The 15,311-nt window shown below is 64.8% G+C and carries 10 protein-coding genes and 1 tRNA gene; 6 read left to right on the top strand and 5 right to left on the bottom strand.

The features are described from left to right. Positions 1–267 precede the first annotated feature (267 nt). The 3 genes from ABWO17_RS11790 to ABWO17_RS11780 all read left to right on the top strand — a co-directional run bounded on the left by ABWO17_RS11790 (position 268) and on the right by ABWO17_RS11780 (position 4,551). A complete protein-coding gene (locus ABWO17_RS11790) occupies positions 268–978 on the top strand; it encodes a hypothetical protein (RefSeq protein WP_353118753.1) in 711 nt (236 codons plus the stop codon). A gap of 331 nt (positions 979–1,309) precedes the next feature. Then, complete coding sequence (locus ABWO17_RS11785; protein WP_353118751.1) at positions 1,310–2,959, top strand: alkaline phosphatase; 1,650 nt, start codon at positions 1,310–1,312, stop codon at positions 2,957–2,959. 206 nt (positions 2,960–3,165) lie between these two features. Next, positions 3,166–4,551 (top strand): YibE/F family protein, encoded by a 1,386-nt coding sequence (locus tag ABWO17_RS11780; protein ID WP_353118750.1) that lies wholly within the window; start codon positions 3,166–3,168, stop codon positions 4,549–4,551. A gap of 46 nt (positions 4,552–4,597) precedes the next feature. Here ABWO17_RS11780 and ABWO17_RS11775 read toward each other — a convergent pair whose 3' ends face one another. The 4 genes from ABWO17_RS11775 to ABWO17_RS11760 form a co-directional block, all read right to left on the bottom strand. Beyond that, positions 4,598–5,029: a GNAT family N-acetyltransferase gene (locus ABWO17_RS11775; RefSeq protein WP_353118748.1), complete on the bottom strand. Its 432-nt coding sequence runs from the start codon at positions 5,027–5,029 to the stop codon at positions 4,598–4,600. Positions 5,030–5,156: 127 nt separating this feature from the next. Continuing rightward, positions 5,157–5,324 (bottom strand): hypothetical protein, encoded by a 168-nt coding sequence (locus ABWO17_RS11770; RefSeq protein ID WP_353118746.1) that lies wholly within the window; start codon positions 5,322–5,324, stop codon positions 5,157–5,159. 314 nt (positions 5,325–5,638) lie between these two features. Next, positions 5,639–5,725: transfer RNA gene (locus ABWO17_RS11765), tRNA-Leu, on the bottom strand. A gap of 214 nt (positions 5,726–5,939) precedes the next feature. After that, on the bottom strand, positions 5,940–6,581 hold the full coding sequence (locus ABWO17_RS11760) for a hypothetical protein (RefSeq protein WP_353118744.1): 642 nt from the start codon (positions 6,579–6,581) through the stop codon (positions 5,940–5,942). Positions 6,582–7,008: 427 nt separating this feature from the next. Between ABWO17_RS11760 and ABWO17_RS11755 the strand changes: the two genes are divergently transcribed. The 3 genes from ABWO17_RS11755 to ABWO17_RS11745 all read left to right on the top strand — a co-directional run bounded on the left by ABWO17_RS11755 (position 7,009) and on the right by ABWO17_RS11745 (position 13,175). After that, positions 7,009–7,695 (top strand): DUF554 domain-containing protein, encoded by a 687-nt coding sequence (locus ABWO17_RS11755; protein ID WP_353118742.1) that lies wholly within the window; start codon positions 7,009–7,011, stop codon positions 7,693–7,695. A gap of 535 nt (positions 7,696–8,230) precedes the next feature. After that, positions 8,231–11,581: an excinuclease ABC subunit UvrA gene (gene uvrA / locus ABWO17_RS11750; protein WP_353118740.1), complete on the top strand. Its 3,351-nt coding sequence runs from the start codon at positions 8,231–8,233 to the stop codon at positions 11,579–11,581. A gap of 337 nt (positions 11,582–11,918) precedes the next feature. Continuing rightward, on the top strand, positions 11,919–13,175 hold the full coding sequence (locus tag ABWO17_RS11745) for an NYN domain-containing protein (protein ID WP_353118738.1): 1,257 nt from the start codon (positions 11,919–11,921) through the stop codon (positions 13,173–13,175). A 326-nt stretch (positions 13,176–13,501) separates the two neighbouring features. Here the strand turns inward: ABWO17_RS11745 and aldA are convergent, their stop codons facing one another. Further along, positions 13,502–14,935, bottom strand: coding sequence for an aldehyde dehydrogenase (gene aldA, locus ABWO17_RS11740; protein WP_353118736.1), 1,434 nt, complete (start codon positions 14,933–14,935; stop codon positions 13,502–13,504). Positions 14,936–15,311: the final 376 nt, after the last annotated feature.

The following is a 15,311-nucleotide window of genomic DNA, read 5'->3' as shown; positions in this document are numbered from 1 at the left end:
TCCACATAGTCGGTGGTGGGCCAGTTGGAACAGTTGGAACAGTAGTGCCAAGTGTCCGAGTTCTTTTTTCTTCTGTATGCCATAGGGGTATCTCTCCTTGGCCATTCGCAGGTAGAACACCTATTATTAGTTGATTTTATATTTGTAAATCTATGTATAAATTTGACACCGCGCATTCAGAGCGCGCCCACTGGACCCCGGCCCTTCGCTGGAGTAGAAGCCGCATGAGCCGCCCGTGCGGCCCAACCCCAGAACAGGAAGCTTCACATGCCCGGATATGTTTTTCGTTTCGTTCCTACCCGCCTGATTCCGTTCGGCCTGCTGCTGGCCGCCGCGCTGTTGACCGTTGCCGTCTCCGTTCCCGCCCCCTGCCTGGCCGCCGCCGAGGAAACCCCGGAAGCCGCCCTGCGTCAGGTGCAGACCGCCATCGACACCAGCGACGCCGCCCTGCTGGAAAAGTACGTGGACGTGGGCCGCATTGCCCAGCGCGGAGTGGACGCCTTCATGTCCGATCTGGTGGCCCGCCCGCCCAAGGCCGTTTCCGGCGGCGGCGAAACCCTGCCCCTGCTGGCCATGCTGTCCAGCGCGGTGCAGTCGGGCGCGCAGTCGCAGACCGCCCAGACCATGAAGATGCTGGTGGCCGAAGAAACCCGCAAGTTCGTGGTGTGGGGCGTGGCATCCGGCAATTTTTCCGGCAAGCCGGTGAAGAAGGAGCGCAAGGCCACCGATGGCGGCCTGTTCTCGCCCCTGTTCTCCGATGCCTCCGTGGGCCGCAAGGAACTGCGCAGCGTGAAGTCCGTGACCCGCGACGGCGACAAGGCCACCGCATCGGTGGTGCTGTTCGACCACGGCAGCGAACGTTCCTACCCGGTGGACCTGGCCCTTGCCCGGCGTCAGGAGGGCAACTGGCAGGTTACCGACGTGACCAACGCCGCCGCGCTTATTGCCGCCATTCGCAAGGAAGCGGAGAACAGATAGGGCCATCGTCACGCCGGATCGTCACGGTTTCCCTCCGTAACTGTCCGCCGGACGACCGCCCAGACACCTCCCTTTCGCCATCCCTTTCGCCAAATCGGGCCGCATGCGATGATCGCGTGCGGCCCTTTGCGTTGCATGCCTTCGCGGTGGTACGCACCACACGAGGCGCAAGCGCCGTCCGAACGTCACGCGCGCGTCACAGACATGGGCGACATGATGAGCACTCGCACCGCCCGTCCCCCGTGCCGCCGGTATCCGCCACGGATACGCACCTGTCCGGTCGGCCCCCTCGGGCACCCCACCTTGTCCCACCATGCAGGAGGTCCGGTCCATGAACTGTTCCCGTTGGCATCACGCGGCACGGGCGGCCATAGCCCTGTGCGCCATTCTGCTGTGCTGCACCCTGGGCATTGCCCATGCGAAACAGGCGGCACAGGCCAAGTACGTCATCCTGCTCATCGGCGACGGCATGGGCATGGCCCAGCGCAACGCCGCCGAACTGTATCTGGCCGCACAGAAGGGCGACACCACCCCCGGTATCGTCAAGCTGAACATGAGCCAGCTGCCCGTGCAGGGGGCCACCACCACCTATTCCATCGACTCGCTGATCACCGATTCCGCCGCCGCAGGAACCGCCATGGCCTGCGGGGTGAAGACCACCAACCGTGGCCTTGGCGTGGACGGCAAGAAGGTGCCCGTTACCTCCATCGCCGAAATGGCGCGCGACAAGGGCGTGAAGGTGGGCATCGTCTCCACCGTCTCGCTGGACCACGCCACCCCCGGCGCGTTCTATGCCCACCAGCCCAGCCGCAAGAATTACTACGAGATCGGGCTTGAACTGGCCGCCAGCCGCATGGACTACTTCGCGGGCGGCGGCTTTCTGGACCCGGCGGGCAAGAAGTCGATGCTGGAGGGCGAAAAGCGCAACGTGGTGGATGCCATCCGCGGGGGCGGCTTTCGCTACGTCAACGATGCCACCGAATTTCGCGCCCTGAAGTCCGGCAAGGAGCGCGTGGTGTTCGTGAACCCGCGCCTGCAGGACGAGCAGGCCATGCCCTACGCCATGGACGCCGCCCCCGGCGACGTGAGCCTGGCCGAAATGACCCGCAAGGGCCTTGAACTGCTGGATAACCCCAAGGGCTTTTTCCTGATGGTGGAAGGCGGCAAGGTGGACTGGGCCTGCCACGCCAACGACGCCGTCAGCTCCATCACCGACGTGCTGGCCTTCGACGCCGCCGTGGCCGAGGCCATGCAGTTTCTGCGCAAGCATCCCAATGACACGCTGGTCATCGTCACCGGCGACCACGAAACCGGCGGCATGTCCATCGGCTTTGCGGGCACTAAGTACGATTCGTATCATACCCGGCTGAAGCACCAGAAGATTTCGTACATCGCCTTCGACGAGAAGTTCGCGGCGTTCCGCAAGGCCAATCCGCAGGGCAAGTTCGAGGACGTGCTGCCCATGGTGAAGGAAAACTTCGGCCTGGCCGTGCTGTCCGATGCGGAGCGTGCCGCCCTGCCCAAGGAAGGCGACGCTATGGGCATGGTGCTGAAGGACTACGAGGTTGCGGAACTGCGCGCCGCCTTCGACCGCAGCATGCAGGGCGGCGACCGCAAGGCGCTTTCCGAACAGGATTACCTGTTGTACGGCGAATACGAGCCGTTCACCGTGACCATCACCCATCTGCTGAACCAGAAGTCGGGCATTTCGTGGACGACTTACTCGCACACCGGGGTGCCTGTGCTGACATCTGCCGGTGGGGTGGGCGCCGAACGCTTTGGCGGGTTCTACGACAACACCGACATCTTCGCCCGCATGGCCGAAACCATGGGCCTGAAGGCCCCCCTGAAGGCTGGCGACAAGCCCGCAGCCAAGGCTGACGCGGGTGGAACCGTGACCGGCCCGATTGTCAGCCAGCCCCTCGGGCAGCACGTCAGTCAGCCTGTGGCCCAGCCCGCGCAGGCCGTGGCCGCCAACTAGGCGGGTGGGCCGAGAGGCCTGACTGACAAGGACAACCGCACTGCGGGCCGGGCGGCGGGACAATCCCGTGGCCCGGCCCGTTCCCGCATGGGCGAGGGAGGGGGGCGGGGGGCGGCGCGGGCGGGATGGCCTTCGCCATGAGCAGCGGGTGAATGTGGAATGCGGAAGAACGTACACGGCGCGGCCAGCACCGCGCGGGAGAGCATATGACCACCGGGCTTGAAGGAACGGCGAACGGGACTGCCGGTGCAGGCGGGATTGTCGGAACTGGCGGAACTGGCGGAACTGGCGGCACGGGCGAGGCAAGAGCGGGCGAAGTGCCGGGCCTATCCGGTTCGGATCAGGGTTGGGAACAGGGAGCGGGGCCAGTAAAGGCAACGGCGTCGGCTGCAACAGCCTCGGCTGCATCTGGGTCGGTCGCCCCGGCTCACCTGCACATCCCCCTGCGCTCCACCCGGCGCGATACCCTGCTGTGCGTGGTGCTGGCCCTTGTCTGCCTAGCCCTGTACCTGCTGCCCACCGGGTTCGAGGACCGTCTGCCGGATAACGCGGTGCGCTGTCGGGCCACGGTGGTGTCCGTGGACAACGAGCGGGTGCATCAGTACGGCATTGTCCGCATGGGCACCCAGTACGTCAGCCTGCGCGCGCTGGACGGCCCCTACGCCGGGCAGGCCTGGCAGGCGGGCAACGAACTGGTGGGCAAGATGGAACTGGACAAGGTGTTCGCCCCCGGCGACACGGCTCTGCTGGTGCTTACCCTGCGCGACGGCAAGGTGGCCGACGCCGTGGCCCAGGATCACTACCGTCTGCGCACCCAGGCTGTGGCATTCGGCGTGTTCGCCCTGCTGCTGGTGGTGTTTGCCGGGCCGACCGGGGTGAAGGCGCTGCTGTCGTTCGTGTTTTCCGCGCTGATGATCTGGAAGGTGCTGGTGCCCGCGCTGCTGCGCGACGTGGACCCCATCCTGCTGGGGCTGGGGGTGACCACGGCCATTACCGCCGCCACCATCCTGCTGGTGGGCGGCATGAACCGGCGCGGTCTGGCCGCGTGGCTGGGCACCCTGCTGGGCATTGCCGCCACCTGCGGGCTGGCGCTGGCCTTCGCCGGGCCGTTCCAGTTGCACGGCGCAGTGCGCCCCTATGCGGAAACGGTGCTCTATTCCGGCTACCCGCACCTGCACATGACGCGCATCTTTCTGGCCAGCATCTTCATGGCCTCGTCCGGGGCGCTGATGGACCTTGCCATGGACGTGGCCGCCAGCATGGCCGAACTGGTGGCCCAGAACCCCGGCATCTCGCGCCGGGCCGCGCTGGCCTCCGGCCTGCGGGTGGGGCGGGCCGTGGTGGGCACCATGACCACCACGCTGCTGCTGGCCTATTCCGGCGGGTACATCGCCACGCTGATGCTGTTCATGGCGCAGGGCATCCCGCTGGAAAACGCCCTGAACCTGCCCTTTGTGGCGGCGGAGGTCATGAACACCCTGGTGGGCAGCATCGGCTTGGTGACAGTTGCCCCGTTCACCGCGCTGACGGGCACGTGGTTGCTGGTGAGGGGAAAGGGGGAGGGAGTAAGTGTCTATGTGCGTCAGGAATGAAATATGTAGAAACTTGTCGTGCTAATTTTGTTCTATGATGAAAATTTTACTCTAGCATTGGGCAGTTGTTGGAAATGTGCCGTGAGAGATCGAAAAAGAGTAAGCGAGTACGTCTTTTCTGGTCTTTGTCCGATAAAAAGTCGAAACCATTTTTCTGATAAAAGGCTATTGTTTTTTTGTTGCTGTAGGCATCGACAGTGATAAATCGACATCCTGTCCTGTTGCAGTTGAGAAACATTGACTTGATGAGGTTCATAACGGATGAGCCTATCCCGGATCTGTGATAAGCACAGTTGATTCCTAAACGTCCAATTTTGACGGCAGGGGAGTTTTTGTATGTAAAGCCAGAGGGAGTCGCCTTGGGATTGTAGCCATCTTCAATGCTCAGCGAGTCGTTGAGTAGGCTGACGAATCCAATAGTTTCAGAGTCGAGTGAATCTGGGTCGACTAAGTATGTAATGGCGTATGTCTTGGTCATGAGCGCTTTTTCATGTCGCTCTACGTCATCTCGGATAAATCCGTCTAGGTCGCTGTTGCCACAAGAGAACCCCGCGAAGACTGTGAAGTCCTCCACGGGGTTCAAAGAGACCGTTCCGTCTGAAATGCTATTTCGATCCGCAGGTTCGCTTGGCAAGGATCAGTTCCCTTACTTTGCTTACATTGGGGGTTGCCACGGGTGGGACTTTTGAAGAGACTTCACGCTCTATTTTATCTCGGAATGCCCGGGCTTCTTTACCCTTCAGAACGGGAGTCGGCTTGATTGCCATTGCCATGGTAGCCTCTCCTTTTCATTGAGTTCGAGCCTTGTGCTCTGTTTTCACAAAGTCTGGCTGCGTTAATTATCCTTCGAAACCCTTTGGCGTCAATGAGAATTCGTGTTGCTTTATGAACAAAGCGTTCTCTTGTGATGGAGAATAAGTATTTCTCCAGTATTGACAAGGTGTAAGGAGGATTTTGAGGGCGGTTAGATGTAACCTGTTATAATGCCTTGTGCTGTAGGGCAGTTGGCGGAATGCCCGAAAATCGCTTTTTGAATCTGTGGGTTGTGCCAGCTTTTGATAAGTAGGCACAACCCACTGTGGTTTCCTGGTACCGGGAGCGAGACTCGAACTCGCAAGGTGTTGCCACCGGCGGATTTTGAGTCCGCTGCGTCTACCAATTCCACCATCCCGGCAGGTGTAGGGAAAGGGCTATGGCACAGCGGGCATGGTCCGGTCAAGGGCAGAGTTGCACCGCAGGCCGGAAGGGGGCTGCGGTGGCTGGGTGAGCCGGGGCAGGAGTGCAGGCGTACAAGCCTTGCCCGGTTACGCTCGCAGGCGCGCCCCCGACCACGCAGGGCCGGGCCACCCTCACGCAGCCCTGCCTATTCCCCGCCCTGCGCAACTTTCCTACTTTCCGTCGGCGGGCAATATCACCTTGGAAAAGGCGCTGCCGTTCCAGCGGTACACCACCTTGTGGTCAAACTTCACCTGCGCAAGGCCGGTGGCTGTCCACAGCAGGGCGCGGGCTTCCAGGCCATCCTCGCCAAGGCAGAGCATGACGGACGGGCTGGTGCCCGGGGGCAGTTTGTAGCCGGGGGCGAAAAAGTCGGCGATGTCCGGCTCTTCCGGCGTGGCGGCGGGGGCCAGCCTGCCCTCGGGCTTGCGGCGCCACAGTTCCAGCGCGCAGGCCTCGCCGTTCTTCACACCCATGGCGGCCAGGGTGTCGCCGTTGTCGGCGCGGAACACCCGCACCGAAACGCGCGTGTCCAGCATGGGCAGGGCACCCACCTCGTAGTGTTCCGGGGTGCTTTCGATGACCGCCCAGAAATCGGTTTCGCCCTCGTCGGCAAGCTGCTGCTTTTCTTCTTCGTTCAGCCCTTCGGCGGTATTTTCGAAGATGGTGCCCGGCAACATCCGGAACATGTCCAGCGCGGTAACCTGCCCCCCGGCGGCATGGGCCGTTGCCGCGCCCGGTGTCGTGCCTGTCGCCGCCGCCAGTGCCGCCGTCAGTATCGCCAACAGGACGGCAACGCGCATAATGCGATGCATGATGAACTCCTTCCTTCTTTCGATGCGCCGCCAGCCTGCGGCGGCGCTGCCATGATACGCGGGCCACGGGGCCGTGTCCATTTGCAGGGTGCCCGAACCGTGGGGAATTTCCGTGAGCAGGGTCCCGCTTCGGGCTGCTGCATCGCGGTGTTGCCCCGGCGATTTTCGCGCACGCCGTCTGACGGAGGTCATGCGGCAGCGTGGCCGACCTGATGTCGCCTGACCTGATGTCACCTAACCGGACGTCTCCTGACCGGATGCGGTCTGGCCGGATGGAGAAGGGTGGCATGTACAAGGCCCCACCCCGCGTCGCCATTGTGGCGCGCACCCGCGCGGGGTAAAGCGCCCGCTGCGAAATGGCAGGCAAAGCCGCTTCCAAGTCCCCGTGGTTTCCGGTATCACGGTGCTCCAACAAACGGAGCATATCGTGACTCTTCCCGTCGGTTCACTCATCAACATGGCCGCCGTCGTCGGCGGCGGCGCGCTGGGCATGCTGCTGGGCGCGCGTCTGCCCGACCGCGTGCGGGCCATCGTGTTTCAGGGGCTTGGGCTGTGCACCATGGTCATCGGCATGCAGATGGCCTTCAAGACGGCCAACCCGCTGATCATGATCTTCAGCATTCTCAGCGGGGCCATCATCGGCGAACTGCTGCGGCTTGAAGACGCCTTTGCCCGCGCGGGCGAGGCTTTGAAGGCCAAGCTGCGTTCCGGCAACCCGCGCTTTACCGATGGCTTCGTCACCGCCACGCTGCTGTTCTGCATCGGGTCCATGGCCATTCTGGGCCCGTTCGACGAAGGGCTGCGCGGCGACCGGACCATCGTGCTCACCAAGTCCATTCTCGACTGTTTCGCGGCCATCGCCCTGGCCTCGGCCTACGGGGTGGGGGTGCTGTTTTCCGCGCTGCCGCTGTTCATCTACCAGGGCTCGCTGACGCTGTTCGCCGGGGTGCTTCAGCCGCTGCTGGGCCCGGCGGTGATGAACGAATTGACCGCCACGGGTGGGCTGATGGTCATCGGCATTGGCATCAACCTGTTGGAACTGAAGCGTATTCCGCTGGCCAACATGTTGCCCGCGCTGCTTACGGCGGTGCTGCTGGCCTCCATTTTCATGTAGCGCGGCGGCGGGCTGGGGCAGGCGTCCGGCGTGACCGCGCGGGCAATCCGCACGGGCAACCGGCACGGGCAACCGGCACGGGCAACCGGCACGGGCAACCGGCACGGGCAGGCGTCGCGTGCAATCCCCGCCGCGCATGGCGTATCTTTCCGGCGCGTTCGCGTACCCGGCAGCACCGGGTACAACGGCGCGCCGGACGCCGTTTGGCGCGGGCATGCGGTTGGCGGGCCGACCCCGGTCACCCTATGGCAGCCGGACCATCTTGCGCCGGGTACTTGCCCCGCGCGTCGGATGTCGTATCTTACCCCCTGTTGTGTACCGTTGCGCACTGTCGTGTACCGTTGTGCACTGTCGCGAACTGCCGCGCCCGTGGCCCCGCCCCGGTGACCCGGCCCCTGTGCCCCTGTCCCTTGACGCGGCACCCGCGCCCGCGCGCGCCACGGTCTTCGCGTCCCCGCATCCCCACCCCACCAACCCGCGCGTCCCGCACGACGCCTTGGCGGCCCCGCCGCCCGCCCCATACGAGACCCACCGCATGAGCAAGCCCTGCATCCATATCGAGGGAGCGCGCCAGCACAACCTCAAGAACGTCACCCTCGACATCCCTCGCGACGAACTGGTGGTGGTCTGCGGCCCCTCCGGCTCGGGCAAGTCCACTCTGGCCTTCGACATCGTCTACGCAGAGGGCCAGCGCCGCTACGTGGAATCGCTGTCGGCCTACGCCCGCCAGTTCCTGCCCCAGATGGACAAGCCGGACGTGGAGAAGATCGAGGGACTTTCCCCGGCCATCTCCCTGGAACAGCAGACGGCCACGCGCAACCCGCGCTCCACCGTGGGCACCGTGACCGAGGTGTACGACTTTCTGCGCGTGTTCTGGGCGCGGCTGGGGCGCATGTACTGCCCGCAGTGCGGCCTGCCCATCGAGGCGCGCGCGGCGGACGAGATCATCGCCGACATCCTTGCCCTGGGCGAAGGCACCCGGTGCATCGTGCTGGCCCCGCTGGTGGAACACCAGAAGGGCACCCACCTCGACAGGTTCAAGAAGCTGAAGGCCGAAGGCTTCGTGCGCGTGCGGGTAAACGGGGCCATCATGGGCATCGACGAGGTGCCCGCGCTGGACAAGAACCGCAAGCACACCATCGACCTCGTGGTGGACCGGCTGGTCATCAAGGACGGCATCCGGGGGCGGCTGGCTGATTCGGTGGAACTGGCCCTGCGCTACGGCGACGGTCGGCTGGTGGTGCACCTGCTCCCCGAGGGCAAGGACGGGAAAGACGAGAAGGACGGCAGCGCGGCCAAGGGCGGCGCCAACGCCGGGCGCGATATCGTGCATTCCACGGAATCGGTGTGCCCGGCCTGCCGCATCAGCCTGCCCGCGCCAAGCCCGCAGCTGTTCTCGTTCAACAGTCCGCAGGGGGCCTGCCCGCGCTGTCTGGGCCTTGGCAGCGTGGAATATTTCGAGCCCGCGCTGGTGGCGCCCAACCGGGGCCTGTCGCTGAATACCGGCGCGCTGCTGCCGTGGAAGAACACCAAGCTGTTCGAACGCCACAGGGACGCGCTGACGGCCCTTGGCAAGCGCTGGGGCTTCACCCTGTCCACGCCGCTGGCCGCGTATTCGCCCGATGCCCTTGATGCGCTGTTCCACGGCGAGACCGAGGACGGTCGCCCGGCGGGGCGCGGCGCGGGCAGCAACCTGCGCCGCAACTGGCTGGGCGGTTCCGTGGTGGTGGGCGGCAACGGGGAGAACGGGGGGAATGGCGAGAACGGGCACGCGGGGCACGACCACAGCCCGGCACTGCCCGTGGCTCCGGCAGCCGCCAACGGCACCGTCACCGATGAACGCTGGCCCGGCGTGGTGTCCATCCTCGAACAGGGCATGCAGTACGGCGACGCCTGGCGTGAACTGCTGTCGCGCTACCGCCAGAGCATGGCTTGCCCGGTGTGTTCCGGGGCGCGCCTGCGGCCGGAATCGCTTTCCGTGCGGGTGGACAGCCTGAACATCCACGAATTCTGCTCCATGTCCGTGGCCCGCGCGCTGGACTGGCTGCGCGAACGCCGCTTCGAGGGGCGCCACGCGCTGGTGGCCGAACCGCTGATGAAGGAACTGCACCACCGGCTGGAATTCATGGTCAACGTGGGGCTGGACTACATCGCCCTTGGCCGCAACATGGCCACCCTGTCCGGCGGCGAGGCGCAGCGCATCCGCCTGGCCTCGCAACTGGGGTCGGGGCTGGTGGGGGTTACCTACGTGCTGGACGAACCCTCCATCGGCCTGCACCCGCGCGACAACGAGCGGCTCATCAAGACCCTGCGCAGCCTGCAACGGCGCGGCAACACCGTGTTGGTGGTGGAGCACGACGAGGCCACCATCCGCGAGGCGGACACGGTCATAGAGCTTGGCCCCGGCTCTGGCGTGCTGGGCGGCGAGGTGGTGTTCCTCGGCCCGGTGGACACCCTGTTGTCCTCGTCGCAAAGCCTTACCGCGCAGTACCTGCGGGGCGACATGGCCATTGCCCGGCCCCGCGCGCGCCGCGCCCCGCGCGGCTGGATGACCCTGCACGGGGTGACCACCAACAACCTGCAAGGCATCGACTGCCGGGTGCCGCTGGGCGTGCTGACCTGCGTGACCGGGGTTTCCGGCTCGGGCAAGAGTTCGCTGGTCATGGATACCCTGTACAAGCATCTGGCGTTGGCGCAGGGCATCCGGGTGGACCAGCCGGGCTCCATCGAGGGCATCGAGGGCGCGGAGACCATCGAGCGCATCGTGTCCATCGACCAGACCCCCATTGGCCGCACCCCGCGTTCCAACCCGGCCACCTACACCAAGATATTCGACGAGATACGCGGCATCTTCGCCATGACGCCCGATGCCCGCAAGCGCGGCTACAAGCCGGGGCGGTTCAGCTTCAACGTGCGCGGGGGCCGCTGCGAGGCCTGCGGCGGCGATGGGCAGATCCGCGTGGAAATGCACTTTCTGCCCGACGTCTACGTGACCTGCGACGTGTGCAAGGGTCGCCGCTACAACCACGAGACGCTGGAAGTGCGCTACAAGGGGCTGAACATCGCGGAAGTGCTGGACCTTACCGTGCGCCAGGCGCGCCAGTTCTTCGAGAACTATCCGGTGCTGGAACGCCGCCTTGGCGTGCTGGAGGACGTGGGTCTGGAATACCTGCGCCTTGGCCAGCCCGCCACCACGCTGTCCGGCGGCGAGGCCCAGCGCATCAAGATATCGCGCGAACTCGGCAAGCGCAGCCTGCCCGGCACCATGTACATCCTCGACGAGCCCACCACCGGCCTGCACATGCACGAGGTGGGCAAGCTGATCACCGTGCTGAACCAGCTGGTGGACCGAGGCGCCACGGTGACGGTGATCGAGCACAACACCGACGTCATCCTGGCCTCCGACCACGTGGTGGACCTTGGCCCCGGCGGCGGCGAGAACGGCGGGCGCATCGTTTCCGCCGGTACGCCGGAAGAGATCATGGACGACCCCCACTCGGTGACCGGCACCTTTCTGGTGCAGGAACACGCCACCCGCCACCCCGGCATGCCCATGCCGCGCGTGCCCGTGGCCGCCGCGCCCGCGCCTGTCCAGATTCCCGGCCTTGATATGAGAGACATGGGGGACATGGGTGACATGGGGGACATGGCGGATACGGGTGACGCGGGGGACACGGACGGCGACAGCATCGGCCCGGACGACACGGATGCGTCGGACGCCACGGGCGGCAAGGCGGCCTCCGCCAAACCTGGTCGCAGGCCCAAGGCTGGCACGGCGGACAAGGTTGGCAAACCCGGCAAGGCCGGTGCCGTGGCCACCGCCACCGCTGTTTCCGCCACCGGGGACGCCCCGCGCAAGCGCGGCAGGCCTCGCAAGAATCCCTGAACGCTGGCGGGCGGTGGAGCCGCCCGCCAGTGTCCGCCTTCGGCAACGCCCATACCCCGACGCATTGCCCAGCCCCCGTGTGCCTGCGCACGGGGGGCGTTGCGTGCCTGCATCGCGGCATGACGGGACATGGCAGGATATGACGGGGCACGCCCCGGCGTGGTCCGTGCGAGACGGATGGGACGTGTGTGAAGAAATGTCGGACCGTGTGATTTGTTCTTGTCTCGCGTGGTAAGTGTCTACTCCGCGCCTGCCGATGTTTCCGTTGCCGCATCCATCGCATGGGTGTAAGATATCCAGCGAATTGACCGTACGTTTTCCCCCACAGGAGATGCACATGGGCCGATTTACCGGCTTCGATGAAGTATATGCCGCGCTGTATGTGGATTTCGACAATATCTATTCCCGCCTGCGCGAACAGGACGAAGATGTCGCCCGCGCTTTCGCCACCAACCCCCAGCGCTGGGTGAAGTGGATAGAAGGCCATGCCCTGCGCATGTTGTACGGCGACGGCGTGCGCCGCCGCATTCTGAAGCGCATCTGCTACATGAATCCGCAGTGCTTCCACGAATTCCGTCCGTTCTTCATCCGCGCCGCCTTCCAGGTGGTGGACTGCCCGCCGCTGACCAATCAGGGCAAGACCAGCGCCGACATCCATCTGGTCATGGACTGCATGGATGCGCTGAACCACTCCACCCGCTTCGACGAGTTCATCATTCTTTCCGGCGACGCGGACTTCACACCGCTGCTCATCCGGTTGCAGGAGCACGCCCGCCGTCCGCTGGTGCTTTCCGTGGGCTACACCTCGCCCGCGTACACCGCCGCCGCCTCGTGGCGCATCCGCGAAGACTGGTTCGTGCAGCAGGCCCTTGAAGACGAACGCCCGGCGGAGCCCGTGTCCGCGCCCGCCCCGTATGCCCCGCGCGGCAACGGCGAGCGCCTGGCCCGCGTGGCCGAGGTGGTGCGCCGCATCGTGGCCGATGCCCCTGCCGCCGTGGGCGTTGCCTCGCTGGCCCAGACCCTTCAGCGCGAGGTGGACCCCGGCACGGACTGGTTCGGCTACGGTCGCCTGCGCGACCTGCTGGACGCGCTGGACCTGAAGGGGCTGGAATTTTCGGCGGTGCCCCCCGGCTACCTGTACGATCCGGAACGCCACGAACAGCCCGAGGAACGCGACGCCCACGACGACTTTCGCTCGCGCTACCCCGACCTGTACGACTTTGCCCTGAAGGTGCATCGCCTGACCGACATGCCCCTGCTGCGGCCCGACCATTTCCGGCAGCTGCTGGGCATCATCGTGGAAGAAGTCAACGCCAACGGGTTCTTCATGACCACCACCTCGCGCAACGTGCGCGACCGGTGCGTCGAGGCGGGCCTGCCCATCGCGCGGGGCCACGTGAATTTCGTGCTGGTGGGCATTGCGCGCGGGGGCTACCCCCTCAACGAGCAGGACGGCGTGAACCTGCGCGAGGTGGGCAAGGCCTTTCTGCGCAACGCCTACGACCTGTGCCGCATGTCGCAGATCGACCTGACCAAGCCGGAACAGCAGATGCTGATGGTGTGGATACTCCCTAAAGAATCCATGGGCGATTAGGGGGCGGCAGCCGTTGCCACTGCGGTCCTTTTGTCCCCTGCCTGCGTCAGAAAAGTTTTTTATTCCAGTCGAGTACGAGAAGAGTACACTCCTTTCATAAAAAATCGTTCTTCCTCGGCAGAGAACAAAAATCTCCGCAGTGCCAACGCCACCCAAAGGCAAATGGCCTGTTTGCCTGAGGGCGCGTCACGACGAAATGAAAAAGGAACCGGCTCCCCGCGAGGGGAGCCGGTTTTTGTTGGTGGAGTGGGCAATACCAAGCGTTCAGCCGGTAATATCCGATGCCGGGAATGGCGTTCGCGGTCCTTTCCGCGCCTGCGCCCCGTCTACCACTGCACGTAGCTGATGTGGGTTTGCAGGTATTCCATCAGGCCGTGCTTGCCGTCGGCCCCGCCGATGCCGGACTTGCGCCACCCGGCGTGGAAGCCCTGCATGGCCTCGAAGTGCTCGCGGTTGACGTACGTCTCGCCGAACTTCAGGCGGTTCATGGCGTACATGGCGCTGTTCACGTTGGTGGTGAAGATGGACGAGGTCAGGCCGTAGTCGCTGTCGTTGGCCAGGGCGATGGCCTCGTCGAGGTCCGTGAAGGTCAGCACCGGCAGCACCGGGCCGAAGATTTCCTGCTGCACGATCTCCATGGCCTGGCGGCAGCCGCCCAGCAGGGTGGGCTGGTAGAAGTGGCCGGTCGGCGTATCCGGGATGTGCCCGCCGGTGATCACGTGCGCCCCGTCCTCCACGGCGCGTTGCACCATGTCCGCCACCTTCTTCTGCTGTTCCGCGCTGACCTGGCTGGACATGTCCGGGGCCGTGGCGGCCATGGGGTCGCCGTAGGTCACGGCCTTGAAGGCCTTGGCCAGCATGTCGGTGAACTGGTCGGCGATGCGCGCGTCCACGTACAGCCGTTCGGCGCAGTTGCACACCTGCCCGCTGAAGATCACGCGAGAGGCCACCACCGCCTTGGCGGCAAGTTCCAGGTCGGCGTCGGCGCAGACGATGGCCGGGGCCTTGCCGCCCAGTTCCAGCGAGGTTTTGGTGATGTTCTTGGCGGACGAGGCAATGACCCGCTGGCCCGCCTCCACGCTGCCGGTCAGCGAAATGATGCCCGGAATGGGGCTGCGCACCAGCGCTTCGCCCAGCGTGCCGCCCGCGCCGGTGATGATGTTGAGGACGCCGTGCGGCAGGTCCAGCCCGGTCAGCAGTTCGGCAAAGGCCATGATGGTGTTGGGGGCGACCGAGCTTGGCTTGATGACCACCGCGTTGCCGGTGAGCAGCGCCGGGGCCACCTTGCGGGCCATGACGAAGAACGGGAAGTTCCACGGGCAGATGCCCACGGATACGCCCACCGGCTTGCGCATCAGAAAGATGCTCTCGCGCGGGCGGTCGCTCTGGATGATCTCGCCTTCGTAGATGCGCGCCCATCCGGCGTAGTAGTCGAAGTATTCGGCGGTGACGTCGATTTCCACCTGCGCCAGCGGCAGCACCTTGGCTTGCTCTTCCACCAGGATATGGGCCAGATCAACGCGGTGCTTGCGGATGAGCTCCGCCATTTTCTTCAGGTATCCCGCGCGGTCGGGGGCGCTGCGGGCCGCCCAGGCGGGCTGCGCGGCGCGGGCCGCATCAAGCGCGCGCCCGGCGTCGGCCTCGTTGCCGTTGGGCACGGTGGATACGATCTTGCCGGTGAACGGGTTTTCGACCTCTATGACGTCCTTGCTGCTGGAGGAAACCAGGGAACCATCGATGTACTGCTTGTAAGCCTTCATGATGCCTCCGGATTGCACGTGAGGTGAGGGATGCTGCCCGGCATGTGCGGGCGCGGGATGGCCTGCGGTCCCATCCCTGCGGGGCAGGGGGGACTGTGGAGGACTACACCGCCTTTCGTCGCCCTCGTCAAGGTGCGAAGCAGGGTATGCAGCATGGCTGTGTTGCAGTGGCACTGCATTCAGGAATGGCGCGGCAAATTCTTCGCAGGAATTTTTGAAGATTCGTGACTGCATCCGTAAATATTCGGCGGGCCGAGGACTTCGGAGTGTCGCGGAAAGCATCATCCGTCCGGCTGTTTGTATAGGCTGTGACTATCGAATGGCGCTGAATGAATTGACTATTCCGCTTTGTGGGTGCGCCGCGCGACGTATAGGG

Origin of the sequence: Nitratidesulfovibrio sp. (assembly GCF_040373385.1) — a bacterium.
GTDB lineage: Bacteria > Desulfobacterota > Desulfovibrionia > Desulfovibrionales > Desulfovibrionaceae > Cupidesulfovibrio.
The sequence above is the reverse complement of the archived record's forward strand: the minus strand, read 5'-3'. Positions and strand labels throughout refer to the sequence as shown.

Excerpts from the sequence above, each read along its gene's own strand:
- ABWO17_RS11770 (WP_353118746.1), bottom strand. The coding sequence starts at position 5,324 with ATGGCAATGGCAATCAAGCCGACTCCCGTTCTGAAGGGTAAAGAAGCC.
- ABWO17_RS11785 (WP_353118751.1), top strand. The coding sequence starts at position 1,310 with ATGAACTGTTCCCGTTGGCATCACGCGGCACGGGCGGCCATAGCCCTG.
- ABWO17_RS11760 (WP_353118744.1), bottom strand. The coding sequence starts at position 6,581 with ATGCATCGCATTATGCGCGTTGCCGTCCTGTTGGCGATACTGACGGCG.
- aldA (WP_353118736.1), bottom strand. The coding sequence starts at position 14,935 with ATGAAGGCTTACAAGCAGTACATCGATGGTTCCCTGGTTTCCTCCAGC.
- ABWO17_RS11790 (WP_353118753.1), top strand. The coding sequence starts at position 268 with ATGCCCGGATATGTTTTTCGTTTCGTTCCTACCCGCCTGATTCCGTTC.
- uvrA (WP_353118740.1), top strand. The coding sequence starts at position 8,231 with ATGAGCAAGCCCTGCATCCATATCGAGGGAGCGCGCCAGCACAACCTC.
- ABWO17_RS11775 (WP_353118748.1), bottom strand. The coding sequence starts at position 5,029 with ATGACCAAGACATACGCCATTACATACTTAGTCGACCCAGATTCACTC.
- ABWO17_RS11745 (WP_353118738.1), top strand. The coding sequence starts at position 11,919 with ATGGGCCGATTTACCGGCTTCGATGAAGTATATGCCGCGCTGTATGTG.
- ABWO17_RS11780 (WP_353118750.1), top strand. The coding sequence starts at position 3,166 with ATGACCACCGGGCTTGAAGGAACGGCGAACGGGACTGCCGGTGCAGGC.